The following is a 24,455-nucleotide window of genomic DNA, read 5'->3' on the forward strand; positions in this document are numbered from 1 at the left end:
CCCGGATACGGGCGTTTTTTCTCACGTCAAATCTCTGTAATTTTGCTGGCGCAGCGCTTCATATACAAGAATCGCGGCCGTGTTGGACAGGTTTAATGATCTCACATGCTCGGTCATCGGCAGACGCAGGCAGCGGTCCATATTGTTTTCGATCAATTCTTTCGGAAGTCCGCTCGTTTCTCTGCCGAATACGAAGAAAAAGTCTTCCTCCGTATTTGAGTAATCAAATGATGTGTGCGGCTTTTGGCCGAATTTTGTAATGAAGAAAAACTTTCCGTTCTCATATGCTTCAAATAACTCTTCCAATGAATCATGATATACGACGTTGACGAACTCCCAATAATCGAGTCCGGCGCGCTTCAGCATTTTATCATCGGTTGAGAATCCGAGCGGGCGGATCAAATGAAGCGTTGTGTCTGTTGCCGCACAAGTACGTGCGATATTTCCCGTATTGGCCGGGATTTCAGGTTGATATAAAACGACATGTAATGCCACGATGTTCACCTCTGTTTTTTATTCCGCCCACCATTATATCATTAATTACTCTTTTGTCGTATCATCCGTAATATGAAAAAACGCATATCTGATGGAAGGAGTATACGCCGTTGAATCCTCATATGACCAATATCTCATTCTGCTGTCATACGTTTGGGCATTGACGAGCGGCATATTGCTTTTATCTTTTGCGACCACGATCGCCGTATGATTAAAACGGCCGTCTCCTTCAAAATCATAGCAAATGATATCTCCGGGCATCAGTTCTTCAGCTCTTGATACTTGCACCGCGCGAAGCCCTGCCTTGGATTGGGCCAGATACATCTTCATCGAATGCGCGACCGTCCAGCTGTAGCTCCACGAGCTTGCCTTCATCCACCAGCCTGAGCCTCTGTTCGGATGCCCCCGCATCGGTGCTTTTCCGGCATGTAAACATTGGGAAATAAAATTGGTGCAATTATCGCTGAAATTTTTATAAGCGGGGTTTCGTTTATTCCAAAACTTCTCCGCGTACTGCACCGCAGCCAGACGGTCGTATTGAAACGCCCGCCCGAAATCTTCCCGTTCACTCCGCTCATATTCAATTACGCTGTTTCCGTCAGAAAATCCCGCCGGTTTTTCTTTACTTCCCGGTCTTTAATCAAAAGCTCATCATAGAGAAATGCAGTCCGTTCCTCAATCTGCTCTTCTAAGTAAAGGTGTCCGTCATGCTCCTTGCACAAATATTCGAAATGAATCGTGTACATGACGCATAACGTGCCGTCGTCCTCAAGACTGCTTTTGACAATGACGGCTTTTGCCTTCGCTTTCACGATGTCAACTTTCCGTTTTTCAAACAGCTCTTTTTTTCTCGTCAGGACCTCAAGATCGCCGGCCTGCCCATTCTGCCTCATCTCGGTTCCGTTGATTAAATAATGAAGCCGGGCCTCCGCTAAATCTTCAATAATATGCTTCAAGCGCTCCACCCACCATACGATTTTATAAAGAAAAAACACTTGAACTCCGGCCAAGTGCTTTTTCTCTATACATATGTCAGGACCGGCCGGTTTTAGTCTTATCAGAAACCGATAACAGCTCCAGTCCCTTTTCAATTTCCCGTATGGCGTCCTCATCCTGCTCCTTTTGAAGCGCTTTTTCTAATTCCTCCGCATAATCAGGATCACCGATTTTCCCGATGGCCCAGGCGGCCGTACCCCTGATGACGGGGCGCGGATCTTGGTGCATCAAGGCCGTTAATTCCGGAAGAGACGAGGCATCTTTAAAATGAGCCAAAGCTAAAATCGCATTCCGCTGTATCGGCTTCTTGCCGCGCCATGATCCCGATACATGTCCGAATTTTTCTTTGAATTCGCGGTTGCTTATGGTCAAAAGCGGCTTTAACAGCGGCTTTGCGATTTCCGGATCAGGCTCCATCTGCGGATGAAGATGAAAATCTTTCCCCTTATTAATCGGACAGACCGTCTGGCACGTGTCACAGCCATACAGACGGTTTCCGATTTTCGTGCGGAACTCATCCGGCAAAAATCCCTTTGTCTGGGTCAGGAACGAAATACAGCGCTGGGCGTTAAGCTGTCCGGGATTGACGAGTGCGCCGGTCGGACAAGCGTCTAGACATTTTGTGCACGTACCGCACATATCTTCAATCGGCACATCCGGTTCAAAGGGCAGATTGGTGATCATTTCAGCCAGATAGACGTAAGAACCGTATTCAGGCGTGGTGATCATGCAGTTTTTGGCGCTGAAGCCGATTCCCGCCCGTTCAGCCACGGCCCTGTCGGACAATTCTCCTGTATCCACCATTGACTTTGTGCGGATATCCTCATGTTTGCTTTGGAGAAAATTTTCCAGCAGATCAAGCTTTTCCCGCAGCACATCATGATAATCCTTCCCCCAGGAAGCTCTGCAAAAAATGCCGCGCCGCCCGTCCCTCGTGCTCCTCGGCGCATCTTTCATTTTGGAAGGATAAGCAAGGGCGATGGCGACGATTGATTTGGCTTTCGGGAGAAGCAAAGACGGAGTAACCCGTTTTTCAATATCCGGCTCTTCAAAACCGGATAAATAGCCGAGTGATTCCTGAAGAATCAGCCGGTCCCGCAGACTGTCGAACGTATCAGCCGTTGTAAACCCGATTTTGTCGACTCCGATGCTTTTGGCGTATTCGATTAATTCCTCTTTCAGTTTATGAATATTCATTTTTTGCACAGCCTCCTTTCTTTGTGATCAGGCTCCCGCACGGGTATAATAGAGTTTTATCATCCCGAAATGGAGTGAACACACTTGAACATCAGTTTAGATCCACTTATTGCTGAACGGGTGCCGGGGATCAAAGCGGCAGCCGTCTTATATGAACAGATCGAAGTCGGGCCCGCTCCGCAAATGCTGAAAGGCCGCCTCCGTTTATTTCAAGAATCTCTTTACTTTGATTATGCTGACGGCGGTATAGATGAGCAGCCTTTTGTTAAAGAGTGGGCGCGTATGATGGAACAGCTCAGTCCCGCCTTTTCAGGACAAAAAACGCCGATGGAGCTTATGCTCGGCGATATTTCCCGGGAACGATTCATTGAAAGTGTGAATTCAGCCCATGATACCATACTTTTTTTCTCCTTGAAATATTCATTGCCCATCATGGCGTATGACGCCGCAGAAATAGATGAACCGATTTCGATTACAATCGGAGAAAAAGAACACGTACTTGCTTTCTCCGACTCTGGCGGCATTTTCGGCGGCCTTACCGGACATATCAACACCCGCCCTGTAACAACCGGCACAAAGAAAATGCTGCAGCTGATCTTTTTCCCGCCTTCATTTCATGCCGACGCGGCGGATGAGCTGCTATCATCTTTAACCAAAAATGTTTGAACAAATTCACGGAGGCACGCATACCGTCTCTTGGCTTTCATAAAAAGACACGCCTTCGTGTCTTTTTTCACATAAAAAAACGCAATACTTCGTTTATCAGAGAAACGAAACACTGCGTTAATAACGTATGTATGGAGCGGGTGATGAGAATCGAACTCACGACATCAGCTTGGAAGGCTGAGGTTTTACCACTAAACTACACCCGCATCAAAGTTTTTTTGTCAGTACCGATTTGATGTTTCTAATATTACATGTATATTTTTTTTCGTCAAGGGAATGTTAAAAAATTTGTCGAAAAAAATTCTTTTTTTGTCCACATGTTAAGTTAGGTTTACATTTTGTTAAGAATCTCATACAATATAAAAAAGAAGAAAACTTGAGGTACGCCCTGATGATGAAAAATAAAGTAAAAGAGCTGAGAGCCAGATTCGGCTATTCTCAGGAAACGCTCGGAAAAGAAGCCGGAGCCACCAGACAGACGATTGCAGCGATTGAAAAAGGAGATTATGTGCCTTCACTCTTATTGGCGCTTAACATCTGCCGGGCTTTCTCACTGCCGATGGAGGAAGTTTTCTGGCTGGAGGAGGAGAAAAAATGAGTTTGAAAAGAAAAGCGTGTTTTCACCTTGCACTCTACGGATTGGCCTGCTGGACGCTTATTTCCTTTATGGAAGCGGCGCCGCGGATCGCTCAGTTTTTCCAAACGGAGGGGAGCGGTTCATTTGAGCTGAATATCACTCCGTTTCTGCTGTTTACCGTTTGTGCCGCATTGTATATCTATGCCGAAAAGAAAAACGAAACGGCAAAAAGCACAGGCTTGTGCCCGATGAATTTGAGGAACAGGATGAAAGAGAACAAATGATGACGGCTAAAGCTTGCCGTTCCTCGTATATCGCCATTTACTTCTCATTGCCGGCCGCAGCCGTTCTGCTTTTGTTTTATCCGCTGATTCAGCCGCATCTACCTTTTTTTCCGATTCTTTTGATTTTCATTCTGATGATGATTCAGCATTTGGCTTATGTTTTCACTTTTCATAAGCACGGCAAAAACTCCGGTTCATGACAGATCCGGAGTTTTTTATGTTACCAGCTCGCTTTTTTCACCCCGGGAACCCGGCCTTTATGGGCCAGCTCCCTGAATGCGATTCTGGACAGTTTAAATTTTCTCATATATCCGCGGGGCCGCCCCGTCACCGTACAGCGGTTATGAAGCCTGGCCGGAGCAGAATCACGCGGCAGTTTGCTCAGCGCTTCCCAGTCGCCTTTCGCCTTTAATTCTCTTCGGATGTCCGCATATTGTTCAACAAGCTTCTGCCGCTTGAGCTCTTTGATCACTTTTGATTTTTTAGCCATTTCAGCACTCCTTTCAAATCGTAATAATTACGCTTTGTATCATATCATCCAGATGAGCATCGTGCAAGCTAAGCGCTTAAAAAGGCGGGTGAATACCCGCCTTCACTGCCGGCATTTCCCCGGAAATGAAACCGCAGAAAGCACCCGCCGTCAATGATCCGCCTTGCGACGTCATCAGACTGTCGCTTTATTTCCTCTTGCAAAATGGTCGTTTCCCATTGCTTCACCCAATCTGCGCTCAAGCTTTTTAGTCCGCTCATTCTGAAACGGCAGAAGCGGAAACACGAGTTCAGCCAGATAATAAGCTTCTTCCAGATGCGGATAGCCTGAAAAGATAAACGACTCAATGCCGAGTGCCTGATACTCTAAAATTCGATCAGCGACAGTCTGCGGATCACCGACAAGCGCCGTGCCCGCTCCGCCTCTGACCAGTCCGATGCCGGCCCAGAGATTCGGGCTGATCTCAAGCTTCGAGCGGTCACCGTTATGAAGATCGGCCATCCGTTTTTGTCCCGATGAATCAGCGCGCCGGAGCGCAGCCTGCGCTTTCGCAATTGTCTCTTCGTCTAAGTGGCTGATTAATCGTTCAGCCGCTTCCCATGCCTCTTCCTCAGTCTCCCGGACAATCACGTGAAGTCTGATGCCAAAACGCATCGTCCTTCCTTCCTTGGCAGCCTGTTTTTTAACGGTTTCAACCTTTTCTTTTACCTGCTCCGGCGGCTCTCCCCATGTTAAATAGACATCTGTATGTTTCGCAGCAGCCTCAATTCCCGCCTGTGATGAACCGCCGAAATATAATGGCGGATGCGGAGACTGTTTTGGCGGAAACAGGAGGTTGCTGTTTTCCACCTTGATATGGTCCCCTTCATATGTCACCGTTTCGCCCCGCATGAGTCCGCGCCAGACGGTTAAAAATTCTTCAGTCGCCTTATAACGTTCATCGTGGCTGATAAACATGCCGTCTCCCGCCAGTTCATAAGGATCTCCGCCTGCTACGACATTTACAAGCAAACGGCCGTCTGACAGCCGGTCCATTGTCGACGCCATTCTCGCGGCGACAGACGGCTGCATCAGTCCCGGCCGGACCGCCACTAAAAATTTCAAGTCACTCGTTTCCCCCGCTAAAGCGGCAGCCGTCAGCCACGGGTCTTCACATGATCTCCCCGTCGGCAGCAGAACCCCCGTATACCCGAGTCTGTCCGCCGCCTGTGCCACTTGCTTAAAATAAAGATGATCCGCTGTTCTCCCTCCCGTTTGCGTCCCTAAATACCGGCCGTCACCATGCGTCGGAATAAACCAAAGAATCTCCATATGAATCTCTCCTTTTTTAATAGGTTACCCTTCATAACTGTTCCGCCATTTTAATAGTTTCCGCTCGAGCATTCTGACCAATGCATCTGTCAGCTTGCCGACAGCCGCAAAAATGATAATGCCGACAAACACCTTATTTGTCTGTGAAAATTGTCTGGCATCCATAATCATATAACCGACGCCCTCGCTCGATCCCATCAGTTCCGCCACCACAAGACCGAGCCACGCAATGCCTAGAGAGAGCCTGATGCCGAGCAGGATATTCGGCAGAGATGCCGGAAGAATTAATTTCGTCATCTGCTGATACCAATTAAATTCCAGCACCCGCGCGACGTCAAACAGCTTCGCTTCCACACTGCGGATTCCGAGAAACGTATTAATGTACACGGGAAAAAAAGCCCCCAATGCGATCAGCAGAATTTTTGATGTCTCATCAAATCCGAACCACAAAATAAACAGAGGAGTCACGGCCAAGTGCGGAACCGTTCTGAGCATTTGCAGAGACGGATCAAGATATGCTTCCGTCCGCTTTGAGAAACCGACCAGCAGCCCGAAAACAAGTCCGAGGCCCGCGCCAAGCAGAAATCCGGCAGCCGCCCGGTATAAACTGATCTCTAAATGACCCCAAAGCTCACCTGAAAGAAGAAGTTCCTGAAACGTCTGCAAGATGACGACAGGTGACGGGAGCACCGTTGCAGAGACGATGCCCAGACTTGCGATAAACTGCCATACTGCGATGACCGCAGCCGGGAGTACAACCCCTTTCATCCATTGGTATGAATACCGCCGGGACTTTGCCGCAACTTTCTTTTCTGATTGGCTCAATGTGCCGGGAGCCGTTGATACTTCTGCTTTCATTATTTGCCATCCCCCGTTTCAAGCGCTTTTTTAATAAATGAATTGTCGACAACGTCTTTTACATTGATTTTCTTATGAATCGCTTTTGTTCGATATTGAAAATCAGCTGTTTCCTGCTGGGCTTTGACAATATCATCATTGATCGGTTCATTGAGAGGCTCAGTATTGTTAAGCACGTTTCTGACGACTTTCGGATCAAGATGTTTGATTTTCGCATATAAGGAGACGGCTTCATCTTTGTGTTCCTTTTGCCATGTAACTGCTTTATTGAACACTTTCAGAAAACGGACAACCTCATCCGGGTGTTCTTTGGAAAATCCCGTTCTGACTAACGTGAAACCGGGAGAATATAAATCTGTGCTTTCTCCGTTCGCCAATATTTCCGCCCCGTGCTGCAGCGTTTCAATCGACAAATACGGCTCCCAAATGGACCATGCGTCAACCGATTTGTTTTCAAAAGCGGAAACCGCCTCATCAGGCTGAAGCTGGATGAGGGTGACGTCATCGGCGGAAAGCCCCGCTTTATCTAAAGCTTTATAGAGAAAATCAAAGCCGCTGCTGCCTTTGGCTACGGCGATTTTTTTACCTTTCAATTCTTTCAGGCTCTGAATCCCGCTGCCCTTGTTTACGAGAATGCCGTTTGCCTTTAATCCGTCCTGAGACAGCCCGATCTCTTTAAAATCAATTCCTGCCGCCTGACCGGAAATGACCGGTGAATTGCCGACCTGGGAAAAATCAAGCTTATCGGCGGCAAGACCTTCAAATTGCGGAGGACCGCTTTGGAATTCGACCCATTTTACTTTTATTCCGTCTTTTTTGAAGGCCTCTTCAAACCAGCCTTTTTCCTTGGCAATGAGAAGCGGGCTTAAACTCTGCTGGATGCCGATCCGGATTTCTTTCACTGTTTTCCCGCTCCCCCCTGTCCCGTCTGCACTGCATCCGGCTGACATCATGACTGCTGCGGCTAAAAGAATGATGATTTTTTCACTTCGCTTCGTCCCTTCTATATCCCGGACCCGTCCGCAAACCGGAGGTCTTCCGTTTTCTCAAATTCAGAAAGCACCTTCTGCCGGACGGCCTGAAAATCCGCTGACGTCCGATTGCGCGGATGCGGAAGCTGAATCGGCATCAGGCTGTGCAGCCGGCCGGGCTTTGCCCTGAGGATCGCCAGCTTATCGCCTAAATAGACGGATTCATCAATATCATGCGTGACCAGAATCATCGTCGTTTTTTTCTCGCGCCATATATCAAGCAGCACATCCTGCAAATGTTTTCTCGTAAAAGCGTCAAGCGCCCCGAACGGTTCATCTAAAAGCAGCACCTCCGGCTCACGCAAAAGGGCTCTGGCGATGGCAACCCGCTGCGACATGCCGCCGGATAATTCGCGCGGATAAGCGTTCTCCGCTCCCTGCAGCCTGACAACCTCAATCAGATCATCCACTTTTTTCCGAACGGCCGGGTCGTTCATATTGAGATCGGCAGCGATGTTTTGTTTTACCGTCAGCCATGGAAACAGCCGGTGCTCCTGAAAGATAAATCCCTGCCGGATGCCCGGTCCCGACACATTGCGGCCGTTTATTGTGACAGAGCCTTTATAATCGGTATCAAGACCGGCAATCAATTTTAAAAGCGTGCTTTTGCCGCATCCGCTCGGCCCGATGACAGTCAAAAATTCTCCCGATGCAATTGACAGCTCAATATCATTCAGCACCGGTGTTTTCCGGCCTTCATGCTCAAAAGCTTTTTCTTGTATGCTGATGGTTACAGCCATCTGTCTTCCCCTCTCTTTCTCCCGCATGCGATCGAAAAACAAAAGGCCCCCATCTCCGATTGCTTGCAGAGATGGGAGCCTTCGGCGGTCCGATCGGCAACCCGTTTGTTTTTAAATTTGAATATCATGTTAATTCAAACTATTCCGACTTGTCAACTGTTTTTTGTACGAATTAAAAATGCGCCTTCCGGCATAAACCTGCCAGAGAGCGCATCGGCTGTATCACGTATTTACTTCCTTTTCTTGCCGGGCGATTTTTAATAATGTCCGCGCGTTGTTGCCGAAAATGTTTTCTATATCTTCTTCCCGCATATTGATTTCCCGGCAGGTCCTCACCTGCTCCTGAAGATATCTGTATACATATCCTCTCGGAAATCCGTTCGAATCCGTCCCGAAGATGATCCGTTCAGCACCGATTAATTCAGATGTCTTTCGAAACAGAATTTCCAAATCAAGCGGGTACGGCATCCACCTCATCCACTGATTTGAGCCGGACGTGTCAATATACACATTCGGGCAGCTCCAGCACAGCTGCAGCAGTTCCTGATAATATCCGGCGCCGAAATGCGGAATGATGAACGGTATATCAGCAAACTCTCTCGCGACGCGATAGATGGCGAGCGGGTTGATGTTGCGATGGCTGACAATGCCCCCCGCTCTCCCTAAAAGTCCGAAGTGAATTAATACAGGCAGTCTTTTGTCAGCCAGATACGTCCACAGCTTTTTCAGCGACGGATCATGAAACTCGATGTCTGTCAGCGGCCCGAACAGTTTATATCCTTTCAGACCGAGCTCTTCAACCGCTCTTTTCAGCTCCTCATACGCATCCTTTTGTTCCAAAGGATGATATGCAAATCCGGTAAATCTCGCGGGATTGGCTTGAATAAACGCCGCCATCCGGTCATTGCTCTCTGCTGTTAAAAAATTCAGCACGTCAATGCCATACTTATCTAATTCATTCTCCCATCTTGTCATCAAAGCGATTTCGCCGTCATCGCCCTCCACATCATGCGGATCAGGAAAATCCCAAGTCATATTCATTCTTTCTGACCGCTCCCGGTTATAATCGGAAAATGTCTTATCGTTTTTGCCGAAATAAAGGCTGTACGGCAGATGACCGTGAATATCGACAGGTTTAAAATGCTGCCGGAAAAGCATACAATCGCCGCCTCCCTTACCGCCTGACAATAAAAAAAGGCCCTTATCCAGTGAAGAATAAGAGCCTCTTGTGTCCAAGTCAGCGGTTTCTATTTTTTCTCATCTTAAACCCATTATTCCCGTCAGTCAAGTAGGCTTTCAAATCCAAACCCTTTTTTCGATAATAAAAATAATTATTTTATAATCATTATAAAATAATATTGACTTTTTAATGATAGGTGATATTATGTTTTTATAAATCTAAAGAGGTGATCACATGAGTTCAAATAAATTGACAACCAGCTGGGGCGCTCCTGTCGGAGATAACCAAAACTCAATGACGGCCGGCGATCGCGGTCCTGCTTTAATACAAGACGTCCATCTGCTTGAGAAATTGGCGCACTTTAACAGAGAACGCGTTCCCGAGCGTGTCGTTCACGCAAAAGGCGCGGGCGCACACGGTTATTTTGAAGTCACAAATGACGTTACAAAATATACGAAAGCCGCATTTCTGTCAGAAGTCGGTAAACGCACGCCGCTCTTCATCCGTTTCTCAACCGTTGCGGGCGAACTGGGCTCTAGTGACACAGTGCGCGACCCGCGCGGATTTGCCGTTAAGTTTTATACAGAAGAAGGAAACTACGACATCGTCGGAAACAATACACCCGTGTTCTTCATCCGCGATGCCATCAAGTTCCCTGACTTTATCCATACACAAAAAAGAGATCCGAGAACACATCTGAAAAACCCGACGGCCGTTTGGGATTTCTGGTCTCTGTCACCGGAATCCCTGCACCAGGTAACCATTCTGATGTCAGACCGGGGCATTCCGGCGACTCTTCGCCATATGCACGGATTCGGAAGCCATACATTTAAATGGACAAATGATAAAGGCGAAGGTGTCTGGATTAAATATCACTTTAAAACAGAGCAAGGCGTGAAAAACCTTGATGTTAATACAGCCGCAAAAATCGCGGGTGAAAATCCCGATTACCATACGGAAGATTTGTTCAATGCGATTGAAAACGGCGATTTCCCCGCATGGAAATTATATGTTCAAATCATGCCGTTAGAAGATGCAAACACATATCGCTTTGATCCGTTTGACGTCACAAAAGTGTGGTCTCAAAAAGACTATCCGCTGATCGAAGTCGGCCGCATGGTTCTGAACCGCAATCCGGAAAATTACTTTGCGGAAGTAGAACAGGCGACGTTCTCTCCCGGCACATTAGTCCCCGGCGTCGACGTCTCACCTGACAAAATGCTTCAAGGCCGGTTGTTCGCATACCATGACGCGCATCGCTACCGTGTCGGCGCGAACCATCAGGCGCTGCCGATCAACCGTTCCCGCAATGAAGTGAAAAACTATCAGCGTGACGGACAAATGCGTTTTGATGATAACGGCGGCCGCTCCGTCTATTACGAGCCTAACAGCTTCGGGGGCCCGAAAGAGTCACCTGAAGATAAACAGGCGGCATATCCTGTATCAGGTTTCGCTGACAGTGTAAGCTATAATCATCATGATCATTACACACAAGCCGGCGACCTGTACCGCCTGATGAGCGAGGAAGAACGCGCGCGCCTTGTCGCCAATATCGTCAGTGCGATGAAACCTGTGGAAAAAGAAGAAATTAAGCTGCGCCAGATCGGCCACTTCTACAAGGCTGATCCTGAATACGGCAGACGCGTTGCCGAAGGACTCGGACTGCCGTCACCAAAATAACATCAAAAAACCTGCCGGTCTGCCCGGCAGGTTTTTCCTGTTTATTATCAATAAAACCGTTTTTTCTCAATTACACGAAGTGGCATGCCGCAAAATGATGAAGCCCTTTTTCTGACAGCGCCGGACTTTTCTCAGCACATATCTTCTTGGCTGCCGGACATCTCGTTCGGAATTTACAGCCTGAAGGCGGATCAGAGGGGCTCGGTATATCACCCTTTAAAATTATCCGCTCCCTTTTCGCTCCGGGATCAGGAACAGGCACGGCTGATAACAGCGCTTTCGTATAAGGGTGAAGCGGCCGTGAAAAGAGCTCCTCCTTTGACGCGTATTCCACAATCGTCCCTAAATACATAATGGCGACCTTCGTACATAAGTGCTCCACCACGCTTAAATCATGAGAAATGAACAAATATGACAGCCCGTGCTGTTTTTGAAGGCTGCTGAACAAATTGATCATCTGCGCCTGGATGGAGACATCTAACGCCGCCACGGGTTCATCCATAATGATAAATTGCGGCTTGAGCGCCATCGCTCTTGCAATCACGATCCGCTGCCGCTGCCCTCCGGAAAATTCATGCGGATAACGATCGATAAAGTTTGCGGAAAGTCCGCAGGCTTCAAGAACCTCCGCCGCTTTATCACGCGCGTTCCGCTTTACCGCCAATTGATGCTCGATCATCGCTTCACCGATGGCTTCTCCGATCCGGCGCCGGGGATTTAAAGAACTGAACGGATCTTGAAAGATGAGCTGCGCTTCCGATCTGAAAGTTTTGAGCTCGCGCCGGCTCATCCGAAACACATCACGCCCCTGAAAAAACACCTCTCCCCCTGTTTTCTCATGAAGCCTCAAAATGGTCTTGCCGATTGATGACTTTCCGCTGCCCGATTCTCCCGCTAAGCCGAACACTTCTCCCTTTCCTATCGTAAAACTGACGCCGTCGACCGCTTTTACGGGTTTTTTATGAGTCTTTCTCATCCCCCCATGCTCCTCGTAATATTTTTTCAGCCCCTTGACCTCCAGCAACACATCACTCATCTGCTTTCTCCTCTCTGTAAAGCCAGCACGCCGCCTGATGCCCCTTCCCGAATTCAGTAAAATGCGGGCTTGATCTCCGGCATATTTCTGTGCTGTGTTCACATCGCTCCGCAAAATAACAAGACGATCCGGATAGGTCCGCAAGCTCGGGGACCTGCCCCGGAATGGTGTAAAGCGTCTCCCTTTTTTGACCGATAACCGGCTTGGCCGCAAGCAGCCCTTTTGTATACGGATGCTTCGGATCAGAAAACAGCTCTGCAACCGGTCCTTCCTCCACAATTTTACCCGCATACATGACAATCACATAATCAGCCATTTCAGCAACCACGCCAAGGTCATGAGTAATGAATAAAATAGACGTGCGAAATTGCTTTTTCATATCCCGCAATAAATCCAATATCTGCGCCTGAATGGTTACGTCAAGCGCTGTCGTCGGCTCGTCGGCAATGATCAGTTTCGGCTCGCAGCTTAGCGCGACAGCCGTCATGATGCGCTGCAGCATGCCGCCGCTCAGCTCATGAGGATATCGGTGCATAACCTGCTCGGCATGCGGGATCTCCACTAACGTGATCAGTTCAACGGCCCTCCGCCATGCCTCTTTCTTACTCAGCAACAAATGTTCGCGAATCGGTTCGGTCAGCTGCTCACCGATTGTAAATACCGGATTCAAAGATGTCATCGGTTCCTGAAAAATCATCCCGATTTCGCTGCCGCGGATTTTCTGCATGTCTTTTGGTTTCAATTCCAACAGGTTCCGTCCGGAAAAATGCACCGCTCCCCGTTCGATTCTCCCCGTCTCGGGAATAAGCTGCATAATGGACAATGACGCCATGCTTTTCCCGCAGCCGGACTCTCCTACAATACAAACCGTTTCCTCCTCATGTATCGTAAAGCTGACACCGTCCACGGCCTTTACCGCACCCTCCTCTGTATAAAAAGCCGTTTCCAAATGCCTCACTTCTAAAAGCGGTTTTTTCATTTCATTTTCACCTGCCGTTTTACCTTAGGATCAAAAGCGTCTCTTAAACCGTCTCCAAGCAGATGAATCGCCACAACGGTCAGAAAAATGGCCGTTCCCGGCGGAATCCACAGCCACGGGCGGAGTGTAAAATCCATAAAATGATTCGCCGCTTCCATCATGTTTCCCCAAGAAGGTGTCGGCGGAGCAACGCCAAGCCCGAGAAAACTCAGCGCAGATTCACTCAGCATCGCTCCCGCCACATGCAAAGTCGCCGCTACCAGTAATAACGGCAATGTGTTGGGAAGCAAATGATAGAGGATTTTCCGTTTATCACTAAGCCCCAAAACTTCCGCGGCCATCATAAACGGCTGCTCCTTCAGCGACAAAATCTGTCCGCGTACAAGCCGCGCCAAACCGGGCCATCCGATCAGACTTAACATCATCATAATCAGGTACATTCTGTATTCAGAAGGCACTTTCCACTCCGACATCACCGCAGCCAAAATCAAAAGCAGCGGCAGGCCCGGGATGGACATGAGCATATCAGCAATGCGCATAATGATCATATCAGCGGCTCCCCGATAAAACCCGGCCGCAGCCCCGAGTAAAGAGCCGATGACAAGCGACAGCACCATTGAAGCAAGCCCCACGGTCAGAGAAATCTGCCCCGCCAGCATCAGCCTCGTCAGCACATCTCTCCCGTACTGGTCGGTGCCCAGCCAGTGATGGATTCCCGGATGCTGATTGGCATTTGAAATATCCGTCCGATCTGTTATGTACGGAGAAAAAGACGGCCCGATAAAGCACAATAAAAACATAAAACATAAGAAAAGAAGACTGATGACCGTCAGCTTATGCTGCAGCAGGCGGCGGTACGTCTGCTTCCAAAGAGAAGGCGGCACCTCTTTTTGTTTTTTCATTCCGAACACCCCCTATTTCAGTCTGACCCGCGGATCAACCGCGGCATAAGCGATATCCGCTAAGAAGTTCCCCACAATCGTTAAACAAGACAAAAACAAGGTAAACGCCATCAAAACCGGATAATCACGATAATGCACAGATTCCAGCTGAATACGTCCGACTCCCGGCCACCCGAAAATCTGTTCAATAATGATGGCTCCGGAAAACAGTCCCGGCAGTTCAAAAGCAAGCAGGGTGATGGCCGGAATGAGCGCGTTTTTCAACGCATGTTTCCAGATGACGGTGCGCTCTTTCAATCCCTTCGCTCTCGCCGTTCTGATATAATCCTGTCTGATCACGTCCAGCATGCCGGAGCGGAAATACCTTGTCAGCGAGCCGATGCCGAGCATAGATAAAATCACGACCGGAAGGATCATATGTCTGGCGGCTTCAAGCACGTACGAAAAACCTGTACTCGTGCTTCCGATATCAATCATCCCGCCGACGGGCAATATTTTCAAATCCACCCCAAACCACTTAATAAACAGAAGGCTGATAAAAAAAGACGGAAACGCCATGGAAGCAAAAACAAGAAACGTCACGATCCCGTCAAACCATGAGTATTTCCTGACAGCGGATATGACACCCGTGATCATCGCGGCTGACCATGTGACAAGCAACGCCAAAAACGCGACAAAAAACGAATTCCAGACATATTTCCGAAGCAGTGACAGGACGTTCTCCTGATATTTCAAAGAAAACCCAAAATCTCCGCTGAGCACATTTCCGAGCCACGTCACATAACGCTTCCAAATCGGCTGATCCAGCCCGTAAAGCGCTTTTAACTCCTTCGCTCTTTCCGGAGTCAGATTTACATTGGAATCAATATAGTCGCCCGGCAGCATGGCAAATAAGAAAAAATAATAAAGGACGTACCGAATAAGATCACAAGCATTTGAATGAATCGTTCTGCGGCATACCGTTTCATAAAAAGCCCCTCCTTTCCGCTGAAAGGGCAAAATCCCCAGGATGCATCGGGTATTTTGCCCAACCGTTCTATCGAATTGAGACATTTGAGAGACTTGAACTGATTCCAGAATAATTGTCAGGCTCAAGCCCTTTTATTTTTCCGCTGACCGCCCTTGCGCTCTGACGGTAATGAATCAGAATGTAAGGCGGGTTTTCCCCGAGCTCCCGGTACAGCTGGTGATAAATCTCTTTTCTTTTGCTGATATCAAGCGTGCCGGCTCCTTTCTCTATCAGCCGGTCCGCTTTCGGATTGGAATACCCCGTCACATTATTGGGATGGCCGGAAGCCAGCTTTTCCACCGTGTCATTCGGATCAAGGATCTGCGAGGTGGAAACGGCGGCAAGGTCATATTGTTTGTCATTGATTTTCGCTACTTCTGTATTAAAATCCATCACTTCCGGTTTTAATGAGATTCCGATGTCCGCGTAATTTTCTTTCGCTATCGGGATGAAATCATCATCCGCTTTAGACGTGTAATAGCTGATTTCAAGCTTTTTGCCGTTTTTTTCACGTACACCGTCTTTGCCCGTTTTCCAGCCTGCTTCATCAAGAAGCTTTTTGGCTTTTTCAGGGTTAAACGCATACCGATTGACACCCTTGTCATCATAAGCCCACGAAACCGGAGACACCGGGACATTCGCGACCTCTCCGTAGCGTTTAAAGCGGACATCGACGATTTTTTGACGGTCAAGTCCGTAAATAAGCGCCTGGGACACTTTCTTATCTTGAAAAGGCGGACGCTTGTGATTGACGTATACAAGCCCGTAATCATTCACGACAGATACGCTTATATTGGCAAAACCGAGACTTTTTAAATGCTGAACCGTATCATCATCAGGTGAGAAAGAAGCGTAATCAAGGTCACCCGTTTCAAACAGCTGAAGGGAAGTTGACGGATCGATAATTTTATAAATCAGCTTTTCCGTTTTCGGTTTTCCGGCATAATAGTGTTCATTAGCCTGATAGCGTATTTCCTGTCCCGGAAGGTATTCTGTAAATTGATAAGGTCCCGCTCCGAGAGGTTTGGCATAAAGCTCTTTTAAATAATCCAGTTTGCCGAATTGATATTTCTTCCCGTAGTAGGCTTCTGACAGCACCTGCCCGCCCAAAAGAAGCAGCGACTTCGCACTGACTTTCTCAGTCGTGATTTGAATGGTTCTGTCATCAAGGACGCGAATGCCCTCTATCGTCTTTGCCTTTCCTTCTTTGTAAGCCTTACCGCCTTTAATATAAGCCGTGGTGATATCTTCATAGCCCGCGTATGCAGGATCATGCAGCAGTGTTAAAGTGAATGCGGCATCCTTTGCGGTCAACGGTGAACCGTCGCTGAAAACGAGATTTTTTCTTAAACGGAACGTGTATGTTAGCTGATCTTTGGAAATTTTCCAGCTTTCCGCAAGAGCCGGGGCAGGCTTCCCCGTTTTATCCAGTTTGACTAACGGTTCAAAAATAGGATCTGTCGCATTTCCATCCCAGCCGTTTTCGTAGAAGTACGGCAGAAACACGCCGCCCGGCGCGGAAATCCCAGCAACAAAAGTGTCAGTTCTGGCTTTCGATTTAGCGGGAATCGCCGCCGGATGAGAAGCTTTAAATTCCTTTGTCTTGACATGGGCGATACGTGTTTCTTCCTTTTTATCAGCCGCAGATGATGGTTCTTCCCCGGCACTCCCTAACGCGCACCCTGATAACACGATGGATACCGACAGCGCGAGTACCGTTGTTTTTATCCTCCATTTTCTCTCCTTCATCTTTATCGAACCCCCGCATGCTTTTCATCTATCTTTATATAAATCTGCTCCATCTGTTCCTCATTTCTCATAATCTCCCGTTTGTTTTTCTCTACAAGCAGTTCGAAATTCAATGTGTGTTTTCTGTACTTTTTCCGTTTTTTGCTCTTTTTGCGCACATGTGATACCTTTTTTAACGCCACTTTTCATCCCTCCGCTTTTCATTTAATGACTTTCACGCAAAAAAGGCCCTTATCTGTTTAATAGATAAGAGCCTTCGGTGATCCGATCAGCCATCGTTTGGAAATATGTAATGATTATGTTAATTCATACAATCCCTACCTGTCAACTATAATTTAAAATATCGTGTCCTTCCGGGGGTTTTCCTCATACACTCTCTCATTTTTCCGCATATGCTAGAAAACATAGCAGATTACAAGTGAAAGTGAGTGAGAATGTGGAAAAGACAACATTGACCGGTCGCATCGTCAAAAAAAGATGACCCGGACTATAATGCTGCAAGAACCAATATCAATTTAAGCCTGCAAAGATATCCAGACATCATTGTGTTTTGTCAAAACAAACATGACGCCCTCAATGCGGTGAGATGGGCGCGTGAGAACAATGTGCCTTTCCGTATCAGAGGCGGAAGACACAGCTACGAAAATTTTTCTCTGCTAAATGACGGACTAGTCATTGATCTCAGTGAAATGAAGAAAATAAGAGTAAATGAGGATAAGCGGCTGGTCTCGATTGAAGCGGGAGCCGAATTGGGGGAAGTCTACCGGACACTCTGGCGGTACGGCTTGACCCTTCCTGCGGGAACCATTGCGAATGTGGGAATCACGGGGCTGACGCTCGGGGGAGGAATCGGATATTTAACAAGGACTGCCGGACTTACTTGCGATCGTCTCCTCCAGCTCGAAATGATCATAGCGGACGAAAAAGCGGGTGCTGACTTGATCACAGTCAACCGCTCAAAGCACTCTGATCTATTTTGGGCATCTCAGGGCGGAGGGGGAGGCAACTTCGGCATTGTCACATCCATGATGTTTAAAGCCGTGCCGATCTCGTGCGTGTCTGTTTTTTCTGTCACTTGGGGCTGGGATGATTTCGAGGAAGTATTTAACACATGGCAGCGCTGGGCTCCATTTACAGACAACCGGCTTACCTCATCAATTCAGTTTTGGCCTAAGGAAGTCAACCGCATAGAAGCGCTCGGTCAATTTACCGGGACAAAAGAGGAGCTGAAAGAACTGCTGGCTCCGTTAATGAAAGCGGGAAAACCGACAAGCGGCATGGTCAAGACAGTGCCATTTATTAAAGCGGCAGCCTTTTTTAACAGCCCGGGAGGCAATCAGCCGCAAAAGATGAAGCGGTCAGGATCCTTTATTGAAAAACCATTATCAACACGCGCAATATCCACTTTAAAGCGCTATTTAGAGCACGCTCCGAACGAAAACGCCAGTGTCTGGCAGCAATCTCTCGGCGGGGCGGCCGGACGGATCGCTCCGGACCAAACGGCATTCTACTATCGCAACGCAATCATTGCCCAAGAATATATTACAACTTGGACATCTGCTGAAGAAGAAAGACAAAATGTCCGCTGGATCGAAGGACTGAGAACGTCCCTATCAAGAGAAACGATGGGAGATTATGTGAATTGGCCTGATAGAGAAATCAGAAACTGGCTGCAAACGTATTACGGAGAAAATGTTCACCGCCTCCGTCAAATCAAAACGAAATATGATCCGGAAAATATATTCCGCTTCGAGCAGAGCATTCCGCCGCTTCGCCGTTCACCGTTTTTCTAAAAAAGATGAAGATGGACACACTCCATCTTCATCTTTTCTTTTATTGATATAAGCGGCTTCCCTTCTCTGCAAACTCTTTTGCTTTTTCTTTCAGCCCTTCATTGACGGCCTCGTCTTCAGTAAGTCCGTTTTCCTTCGCATAATCACGAATATCCTGAGAAATTCTCATGCTGCAGAACTTAGGGCCGCACATCGAACAGAAGTGAGCCGTTTTTGCGCCTTCAGCCGGCAGTGTTTCATCATGATATTCCATTGCTCTTTCAGGATCAAGTGACAAATGAAATTGATCACGCCAACGGAATTCAAACCGCGCCTTAGACAGAGCATCGTCACGGATTTGTGCACCCGGATGCCCTTTAGCAAGGTCTGCGGCATGTGCCGCGATTTTGTACGTAATGACGCCTTCTCTTACATCATCACGATTCGGCAGGCCCAAATGCTCCTTCGGCGTGACATAGCAAAGCATCGCCGTCCCGTACCAGCCGATCATCGCCGCGCCGATCGCTGAAGTAATGTGGTCATAGCCCGGAGCGATATCCGTCGTTAATGGGCCGAGCGTGTAAAAAGGCGCCTCTTTACAAATTTCCAGCTGTTTGTCCATGTTTTCCTTAATTTTATGCATCGGCACATGACCCGGCCCTTCGATCATCACTTGCACATCGTGCTTCCACGCAATCTCCGTCAATTCTCCGAGAGTCTCCAATTCCGCAAACTGCGCTTCATCATTGGCATCCGCAATCGAACCGGGACGAAGCCCGTCACCAAGTGAAAAAGCGATATCATAGGTCTTCATGATTTCACAAATTTCTTCAAAATGCGTGTACAGAAAGCTTTCCTGATGATGAGCCAGGCACCATTGCGCCATAATCGCCCCGCCGCGGGATACGATTCCCGTCGTGCGTTTGGCCGTTAACGGGACGTAACGAAGCAATACGCCGGCATGGATGGTGAAATAATCCACGCCCTGCTCCGCCTGCTCAATCAATGTGTCACGATAAATGTCCCACGTTAAATCCTCGGCAATGCCATTAACTTTTTCAAGCGCCTGATAAATCGGCACCGTCCCCACAGGCACGGGGCAGTTGCGGATAATCCATTCACGCGTCGTATGAATGTCTTTTCCCGTGGATAAGTCCATCATCGTATCGGCGCCCCAGCGAATCGCCCACGTCATTTTTTCGACTTCTTCTTCGATAGAAGATGTAACAGCCGAGTTGCCGATATTGGCATTAATTTTCACATGAAAATTCCGGCCGATAATCATCGGCTCGCTTTCCGGGTGGTTGACGTTAGAAGGAATAATCGCCCGGCCGCTGGCTACCTCGTCTCTGACAAATTCGGGAGACACATGCTCGCGAATTGCGATAAACTCCATTTCCGGCGTAATGATGCCTTTTCTCGCATAATGCAATTGTGTTACATTTTTCCCCGGCTTGGCCCGAAGCGGTTTCCGCTGCAGGCCGGGGTATTCGGCGGCACGGCCCTCTTTTTTATAGCCGTTGTCTTCAGGTCTCACGGTCCGGCCGTTATATTCTTCTACATCTCCACGCCCGGTAATCCACTTTGTGCGGAGCGCCCCCAGACCTTCATGAATATCAATCTGTACATCCGGGTCTGTATACGGTCCGCTCGTATCATAAACACGGACCGGCGCATTCTCCTCTTCCCCGAACGCCCCCGTTGTCGGACTAAGGCTGATTTCCCGCATCGGCACTCGTATGTCGGGCGAAGAACCTTCTGCATAAACCTTTTTACTGCCGGAAAAGCTCGACATAATGGAAATGTTCGCTTGCTGTACTGATTGATTTTGCATACAAATCTCTCCTTTATCATTTGAATAACAGAACCAAGCTCAGCACCAGCACAAAAAAACCGGGTTCAAAGAAGAACCCGGTTTTGCAGTCAGAAAGAAACTATTATTGTTTTCATCAACAATAATAAAACCTTTACTTCCCCACGCTGGTACGAACCAGATCAGGTCCAAAGGGTTAAGAAGCCGCCGCTTCTCTCTCAGCCCGCTCAGACGGGCACCCCCAGTAACTATTGATTTCGCTCTCATCGTAACATAAGTTGTGTACAAAAAAAAGCATATTATCAAAATTCAGATAACGGGACGCTCATAAGCTCTGTTTCCCGAACGCCTTCTTCGGTATTAAAAACCCGATAACCCTTTGCGGTTTCCCGGGAAGAGACAGCCCGGAACAGCTGACCGTCTTTATAATGAAGCGCAGCGCCATCATCAGCGGCATAGCCCGCCCTGAGTTTCTTTTCGGAAATCAGGCGGTGATACACCGGCCGGCGCTCCGCTTCTCCGTCATAGTGCGGACAAAAGCTGCCCGGCAAAAATCCTAAAGCTCTTAACTCTCGCAAATCCCCCGCTGAATCCGTCACTCCTTCTTCATACCAGCAAATCGCTCCGGCGCTGAGACCCGCCAAGATGATGCTGTTTTCCCAAGCTTCACGAAGAATAAGGTCAAGCCCCCACTCTTTCCATAAGACAAGCATATTGCGCGTATTTCCGCCGCCGACATATATAATATCTTTCTTCATGAGAAAGGATCTGAGATCAGAACCCGGCGGTTTAAACAGCGACAAGTGATCCGGCTCACACCACAGCTTTTGAAAGGCCTGATAAAACCTGCTGATATAATTCTCCGAATCTCCGCTTGCCGTCGGCAAAAAACAAACTTTCGGCTTTGACCGCGCCGACTGCTCTAAAATATACTGATCCAGCACAAGATGATCCGGCTCCATTGAAAACCCCCCGCCGCCCATTGTAATAATCTGCTTCAATGTCATCACCTCTTTTTTCTCAAGTATAACAGCTCATTAAAAAGGCGTTATCCCAATTTCGGATAACGCCTTCAAAAAGTATTTATTATCTGAAATACGCACCGTATAACATAACGGAGATCCCCGCGGCGATAATCGCCGGAACAAGCTTCGAACGGGCATACTTCACAACATTGATCCCCAACACCGTATTATCACTGAGGGGAGAAGCAAACCAAATGTTCCGCTCGCAAACACGGCCCCGATCGCTAATAATAAGCTGGTATGTAACTGAACCGCCAGCGTCCCAAGTCCCCCAGGATGACCCGATAAAATAGGATATAACAGCCCCCAGTATAAAAAGAGACGGCGCAATAAACATATGAGGGATCCATGATGTTAAATGAGAAGTAACATATTTCGAGAATCCCAGATTTTCAGCTACTGCTGTTACGGCTCAAATCAGCGATAACATAATAATAACGTTGACCAATTCGTTTCCGCCCTTAATAAAATGGGTAACAAGCTCGCCTGCAGGAAAGCGCTGAAACATAAAAAGAGCTAATGCTGCAATAACCGCTGCCAATAATGCGATTAACATGACCTCAAGCATATCGCTTTTGAATGGCCGCCCCACCAGCTGAGAAACAGTGTTAATAGCAAAAGCAGCCGATCGGAAAGATTAAACTCCACGGCCGAATCGGTGTTTCCTTAATATAAGCACGGTGCGCCGAATCCAGCTCCTCCTGCTGCAGGTATCATGTTTTCACAAGCCTTGGAGGATATTTTCATACAACAAAAAAGGCTTCTACAATATGTAGAAGCCTTTGTATACCGGTGGCCGGGGTCGAACCGGCACTCCAGAAGGAACACGATTTTGAGTCGTGCGCGTCTGCCAATTCCGCCACACCGGCATATAATCCGTCGTGTTCAACCGACGTATATAAATATAACATGCATTTTATAAAGTGTCAATGGTTTTAGTAAAGTTTTTTCAAATGGTAATGCAGTATATACGATACAAGCAAGAAACTTATATTGATAGTCTTCACGCTTTTATTATATAAAAAAAGCGACCTGCAATATGCAAATCACTCTCATATATGTTTTATAATAATAAAATTGATGACCAATTTAACATAATTCGCTCAAAGTTAAATTGGTGCCGAGGGCCGGACTTGAACCGGCACGGTAGTCACCTACCGCAGGATTTTAAGTCCTGTGTGTCTGCCAATTCCACCACCCCGGCAATAGAAAGGCGACACCCGGATTCGAACCGGGGATAAAGGTTTTGCAGACCTCTGCCTTACCACTTGGCTATGCCGCCGTAATTTGGAGCGGAAGACGGGATTCGAACCCGCGACCCCCACCTTGGCAAGGTGATGTTCTACCACTGAACTACTTCCGCAACATGTAAAAAGAACTTATTACATCTTATGCTGTTGTTTTTTAAAAAATGCAACTGGGCTAGCTGGATTCGAACCAACGCATGACGGAGTCAAAGTCCGTTGCCTTACCGCTTGGCTATAGCCCAATGATAATATGGGGCGATTGATGGGAATCGAACCCACGAGTGCCAGAGCCACAATCTGGTGCGTTAACCACTTCGCCACAACCGCCATAATCTGAAGATGAATAAATAATATAGTGGCAGGGGCAGTAGGAATCGAACCCACACCGGAGGTTTTGGAGACCTCTGTTCTACCGTTAAACTATGCCCCTATTTATAAAATGGTGGAGGGGGGCAGATTCGAACTGCCGAACCCTGAGGGAGCGGATTTACAGTCCGCCGCGTTTAGCCACTTCGCTACCCCTCCATCATTTAGAGTGCCGGCCAGAGGACTTGAACCCCCAACCTACTGATTACAAGTCAGTTGCTCTACCAATTGAGCTAGACCGGCAAATGGTGGCTCGGGACGGAATCGAACCGCCGACACACGGATTTTCAGTCCGTTGCTCTACCAACTGAGCTACCGAGCCTTTTTATAAATGGCGGTCCGGACGGGACTCGAACCCGCGACCTCCTGCGTGACAGGCAGGCATTCTAACCAACTGAACTACCGGACCATTTTTTTTGGTTGCGGGGGCAGGATTTGAACCTGCGACCTTCGGGTTATGAGCCCGACGAGCTACCGAACTGCTCCACCCCGCGATGATAATGGTGGAGGATGACGGGCTCGAACCGCCGACCCTCTGCTTGTAAGGCAGATGCTCTCCCAGCTGAGCTAATCCTCCATCATATAAGTGACCCGTACGGGATTCGAACCCGTGTTACCGCCGTGAAAGGGCGGTGTCTTAACCGCTTGACCAACGGGCCCTGGTATTTTTCGTTTGTTATGTATTGATAATTAGTGGCGGAGAGCAAGGGATTCGAACCCTTGAGACGGGGTTACCGCCTACACGATTTCCAATCGTGCTCCTTCGGCCACTCGGACAGCTCTCCATAAATGGCTCCGCAGGTAGGATTCGAACCTACGACCGATCGGTTAACAGCCGATAGCTCTACCACTGAGCTACTGCGGAATGAAGTCTGCCTGGCGATGTCCTACTCTCACAGGGGGAAACCCCCGACTACCATCGGCGCTGAAGAGCTTAACTTCCGTGTTCGGCATGGGAACGGGTGTGACCTCTTCGCCATCATCACCAGACGTTTTAGTGACATGTATTATTATACTATGTATTTCAGAAAAAGCAAGAGTTTTTTAAAAAA

The 24,455-nt window shown here is 48.0% G+C and carries 18 protein-coding genes, 17 tRNA genes, 1 rRNA gene, 5 pseudogenes and 1 riboswitch; of the genes and pseudogenes, 5 read left to right on the top strand and 36 right to left on the bottom strand.

All coding sequences use genetic code 11. From position 1 onward, the window contains the following. Positions 1 to 21: 21 nt before the first annotated feature. From trmL to queG, 3 genes and pseudogenes are all read right to left on the bottom strand, one after another. Positions 22 to 504 carry a tRNA (uridine(34)/cytosine(34)/5-carboxymethylaminomethyluridine(34)-2'-O)-methyltransferase TrmL gene (trmL, locus tag D368_RS09270; RefSeq protein WP_007610253.1) on the bottom strand — a complete coding sequence of 161 codons (483 nt, stop codon included), beginning with the start codon at positions 502 to 504 and terminating at the stop codon, positions 22 to 24. Between the two features lie 36 nt (positions 505 to 540). Further along, positions 541 to 1,451, bottom strand: a pseudogene (locus D368_RS09275) (amidase domain-containing protein). Between the two features lie 76 nt (positions 1,452 to 1,527). Further along, the gene (gene queG / locus D368_RS09280; RefSeq protein WP_029973233.1) at positions 1,528 to 2,688 is read right to left on the bottom strand and encodes a tRNA epoxyqueuosine(34) reductase QueG; all 1,161 of its coding nucleotides are present in this window, start codon (positions 2,686 to 2,688) and stop codon (positions 1,528 to 1,530) included. Positions 2,689 to 2,772: 84 nt separating this feature from the next. Here queG and D368_RS09285 point away from each other — a divergent pair. Then, positions 2,773 to 3,397: pseudogene (locus tag D368_RS09285) on the top strand (hypothetical protein). Positions 3,398 to 3,486: 89 nt separating this feature from the next. Here the strand turns inward: D368_RS09285 and D368_RS09290 are convergent. Further along, positions 3,487 to 3,560: transfer RNA gene (locus D368_RS09290), tRNA-Gly, on the bottom strand. Positions 3,561 to 3,748: 188 nt separating this feature from the next. Between D368_RS09290 and D368_RS09295 the strand changes: the two genes are divergently transcribed. Continuing rightward, positions 3,749 to 3,952, top strand: coding sequence for a helix-turn-helix transcriptional regulator (locus D368_RS09295; RefSeq protein WP_003155407.1), 204 nt, complete (start codon positions 3,749 to 3,751; stop codon positions 3,950 to 3,952). Further along, positions 3,949 to 4,415 (top strand): annotated as a pseudogene (locus D368_RS09300) (hypothetical protein). The gene D368_RS09295 and the pseudogene D368_RS09300 overlap by 4 nt, the downstream one beginning before the upstream one ends. A gap of 20 nt (positions 4,416 to 4,435) precedes the next feature. Here the strand turns inward: D368_RS09300 and rpsN are convergent. From rpsN to D368_RS09330, 6 genes are all read right to left on the bottom strand, one after another. After that, positions 4,436 to 4,705: a 30S ribosomal protein S14 gene (rpsN, locus tag D368_RS09305; protein ID WP_014417259.1), complete on the bottom strand. Its 270-nt coding sequence runs from the start codon at positions 4,703 to 4,705 to the stop codon at positions 4,436 to 4,438. A gap of 174 nt (positions 4,706 to 4,879) precedes the next feature. Beyond that, complete coding sequence (ssuD, locus tag D368_RS09310; protein WP_128574738.1) at positions 4,880 to 6,016, bottom strand: FMNH2-dependent alkanesulfonate monooxygenase; 1,137 nt, start codon at positions 6,014 to 6,016, stop codon at positions 4,880 to 4,882. A 24-nt stretch (positions 6,017 to 6,040) separates the two neighbouring features. Further along, positions 6,041 to 6,877, bottom strand: coding sequence for an ABC transporter permease (locus D368_RS09315; RefSeq protein WP_128574739.1), 837 nt, complete (start codon positions 6,875 to 6,877; stop codon positions 6,041 to 6,043). Further along, entirely contained in the window at positions 6,874 to 7,827 is a 954-nt protein-coding gene (locus tag D368_RS09320; protein ID WP_128574740.1) for an aliphatic sulfonate ABC transporter substrate-binding protein, read from the bottom strand. The genes D368_RS09315 and D368_RS09320 overlap by 4 nt, the downstream gene beginning before the upstream one ends. A 50-nt stretch (positions 7,828 to 7,877) precedes the next feature. After that, positions 7,878 to 8,645: an ABC transporter ATP-binding protein gene (locus D368_RS09325; RefSeq protein WP_014417255.1), complete on the bottom strand. Its 768-nt coding sequence runs from the start codon at positions 8,643 to 8,645 to the stop codon at positions 7,878 to 7,880. A gap of 222 nt (positions 8,646 to 8,867) precedes the next feature. Further along, the gene (locus tag D368_RS09330; RefSeq protein WP_128574741.1) at positions 8,868 to 9,803 is read right to left on the bottom strand and encodes an amidohydrolase family protein; all 936 of its coding nucleotides are present in this window, start codon (positions 9,801 to 9,803) and stop codon (positions 8,868 to 8,870) included. Positions 9,804 to 10,059: 256 nt separating this feature from the next. Between D368_RS09330 and katA the strand changes: the two genes are divergently transcribed. After that, positions 10,060 to 11,505: a catalase KatA gene (gene katA / locus D368_RS09335; protein WP_003155420.1), complete on the top strand. Its 1,446-nt coding sequence runs from the start codon at positions 10,060 to 10,062 to the stop codon at positions 11,503 to 11,505. Between the two features lie 70 nt (positions 11,506 to 11,575). Here katA and D368_RS09340 read toward each other — a convergent pair whose 3' ends face one another. From D368_RS09340 to D368_RS09365, 6 genes and pseudogenes are all read right to left on the bottom strand, one after another. Continuing rightward, on the bottom strand, positions 11,576 to 12,541 hold the full coding sequence (locus D368_RS09340) for an ABC transporter ATP-binding protein (RefSeq protein WP_014304668.1): 966 nt from the start codon (positions 12,539 to 12,541) through the stop codon (positions 11,576 to 11,578). Continuing rightward, positions 12,534 to 13,520 carry an ABC transporter ATP-binding protein gene (locus tag D368_RS09345; protein ID WP_071392074.1) on the bottom strand — a complete coding sequence of 329 codons (987 nt, stop codon included), beginning with the start codon at positions 13,518 to 13,520 and terminating at the stop codon, positions 12,534 to 12,536. The genes D368_RS09340 and D368_RS09345 overlap by 8 nt, the downstream gene beginning before the upstream one ends. Next, entirely contained in the window at positions 13,517 to 14,422 is a 906-nt protein-coding gene (opp4C, locus tag D368_RS09350) for an oligopeptide ABC transporter permease (protein ID WP_003155427.1), read from the bottom strand. The genes D368_RS09345 and opp4C overlap by 4 nt, the downstream gene beginning before the upstream one ends. Positions 14,423 to 14,434: 12 nt before the next feature. Beyond that, positions 14,435 to 15,390, bottom strand: a pseudogene (locus D368_RS09355) (ABC transporter permease). A gap of 68 nt (positions 15,391 to 15,458) precedes the next feature. Continuing rightward, a complete protein-coding gene (locus D368_RS09360; RefSeq protein WP_069473213.1) occupies positions 15,459 to 17,180 on the bottom strand; it encodes an ABC transporter substrate-binding protein in 1,722 nt (573 codons plus the stop codon). Positions 17,181 to 17,182: 2 nt separating this feature from the next. Further along, positions 17,183 to 17,362, bottom strand: coding sequence for an FbpB family small basic protein (locus D368_RS09365; protein ID WP_003155431.1), 180 nt, complete (start codon positions 17,360 to 17,362; stop codon positions 17,183 to 17,185). Positions 17,363 to 17,616: 254 nt separating this feature from the next. Here D368_RS09365 and D368_RS09370 point away from each other — a divergent pair. Further along, a pseudogene (locus tag D368_RS09370) lies at positions 17,617 to 18,973 on the top strand (FAD-binding oxidoreductase). Between the two features lie 40 nt (positions 18,974 to 19,013). Here D368_RS09370 and thiC read toward each other — a convergent pair. The 20 genes from thiC to rrf form a co-directional block, all read right to left on the bottom strand. Further along, positions 19,014 to 20,786, bottom strand: a complete 1,773-nt coding sequence (gene thiC / locus D368_RS09375; protein WP_069473211.1) for a phosphomethylpyrimidine synthase ThiC — start codon at positions 20,784 to 20,786, stop codon at positions 19,014 to 19,016. Positions 20,787 to 20,907: 121 nt separating this feature from the next. Continuing rightward, a riboswitch (TPP riboswitch) is annotated at positions 20,908 to 21,018 on the bottom strand. Between the two features lie 49 nt (positions 21,019 to 21,067). Then, on the bottom strand, positions 21,068 to 21,766 hold the full coding sequence (locus D368_RS09380) for a Type 1 glutamine amidotransferase-like domain-containing protein (protein WP_198863607.1): 699 nt from the start codon (positions 21,764 to 21,766) through the stop codon (positions 21,068 to 21,070). A gap of 85 nt (positions 21,767 to 21,851) precedes the next feature. After that, a complete protein-coding gene (locus D368_RS20095; protein ID WP_223883531.1) occupies positions 21,852 to 22,178 on the bottom strand; it encodes a hypothetical protein in 327 nt (108 codons plus the stop codon). A gap of 399 nt (positions 22,179 to 22,577) precedes the next feature. After that, positions 22,578 to 22,659, bottom strand: a tRNA-Leu gene (locus D368_RS09390). Between the two features lie 246 nt (positions 22,660 to 22,905). Next, positions 22,906 to 22,994 (bottom strand) — tRNA-Leu (locus D368_RS09395). Between the two features lie 7 nt (positions 22,995 to 23,001). Then, a tRNA-Cys gene (locus D368_RS09400) sits at positions 23,002 to 23,072 on the bottom strand. Positions 23,073 to 23,078: 6 nt separating this feature from the next. Further along, positions 23,079 to 23,153 (bottom strand) — tRNA-Gly (locus D368_RS09405). A 54-nt stretch (positions 23,154 to 23,207) separates the two neighbouring features. After that, positions 23,208 to 23,279 (bottom strand) — tRNA-Gln (locus tag D368_RS09410). Positions 23,280 to 23,288: 9 nt separating this feature from the next. Next, positions 23,289 to 23,364: transfer RNA gene (locus D368_RS09415), tRNA-His, on the bottom strand. Between the two features lie 29 nt (positions 23,365 to 23,393). Continuing rightward, positions 23,394 to 23,467: transfer RNA gene (locus D368_RS09420), tRNA-Trp, on the bottom strand. Between the two features lie 10 nt (positions 23,468 to 23,477). Beyond that, positions 23,478 to 23,562: transfer RNA gene (locus tag D368_RS09425), tRNA-Tyr, on the bottom strand. 11 nt (positions 23,563 to 23,573) lie between these two features. Beyond that, positions 23,574 to 23,646, bottom strand: a tRNA-Thr gene (locus D368_RS09430). 3 nt (positions 23,647 to 23,649) lie between these two features. Then, positions 23,650 to 23,725: transfer RNA gene (locus tag D368_RS09435), tRNA-Phe, on the bottom strand. 10 nt (positions 23,726 to 23,735) lie between these two features. Then, positions 23,736 to 23,812, bottom strand: a tRNA-Asp gene (locus tag D368_RS09440). Between the two features lie 8 nt (positions 23,813 to 23,820). Further along, positions 23,821 to 23,897, bottom strand: a tRNA-Met gene (locus D368_RS09445). A 7-nt stretch (positions 23,898 to 23,904) separates the two neighbouring features. After that, a tRNA-Val gene (locus tag D368_RS09450) sits at positions 23,905 to 23,980 on the bottom strand. 10 nt (positions 23,981 to 23,990) lie between these two features. Continuing rightward, positions 23,991 to 24,062, bottom strand: a tRNA-Glu gene (locus D368_RS09455). A 35-nt stretch (positions 24,063 to 24,097) separates the two neighbouring features. Then, positions 24,098 to 24,188, bottom strand: a tRNA-Ser gene (locus D368_RS09460). Positions 24,189 to 24,193: 5 nt separating this feature from the next. Beyond that, positions 24,194 to 24,268 (bottom strand) — tRNA-Asn (locus tag D368_RS09465). A gap of 9 nt (positions 24,269 to 24,277) precedes the next feature. Continuing rightward, positions 24,278 to 24,393 (bottom strand): 5S ribosomal RNA (gene rrf, locus D368_RS09470). Between the last annotated feature and the right edge of the window lie 62 nt (positions 24,394 to 24,455).

This window comes from Paenibacillus lentimorbus NRRL B-30488 (assembly GCF_000411595.1).
Taxonomy (GTDB): domain Bacteria; phylum Bacillota; class Bacilli; order Bacillales; family Bacillaceae; genus Bacillus; species Bacillus velezensis.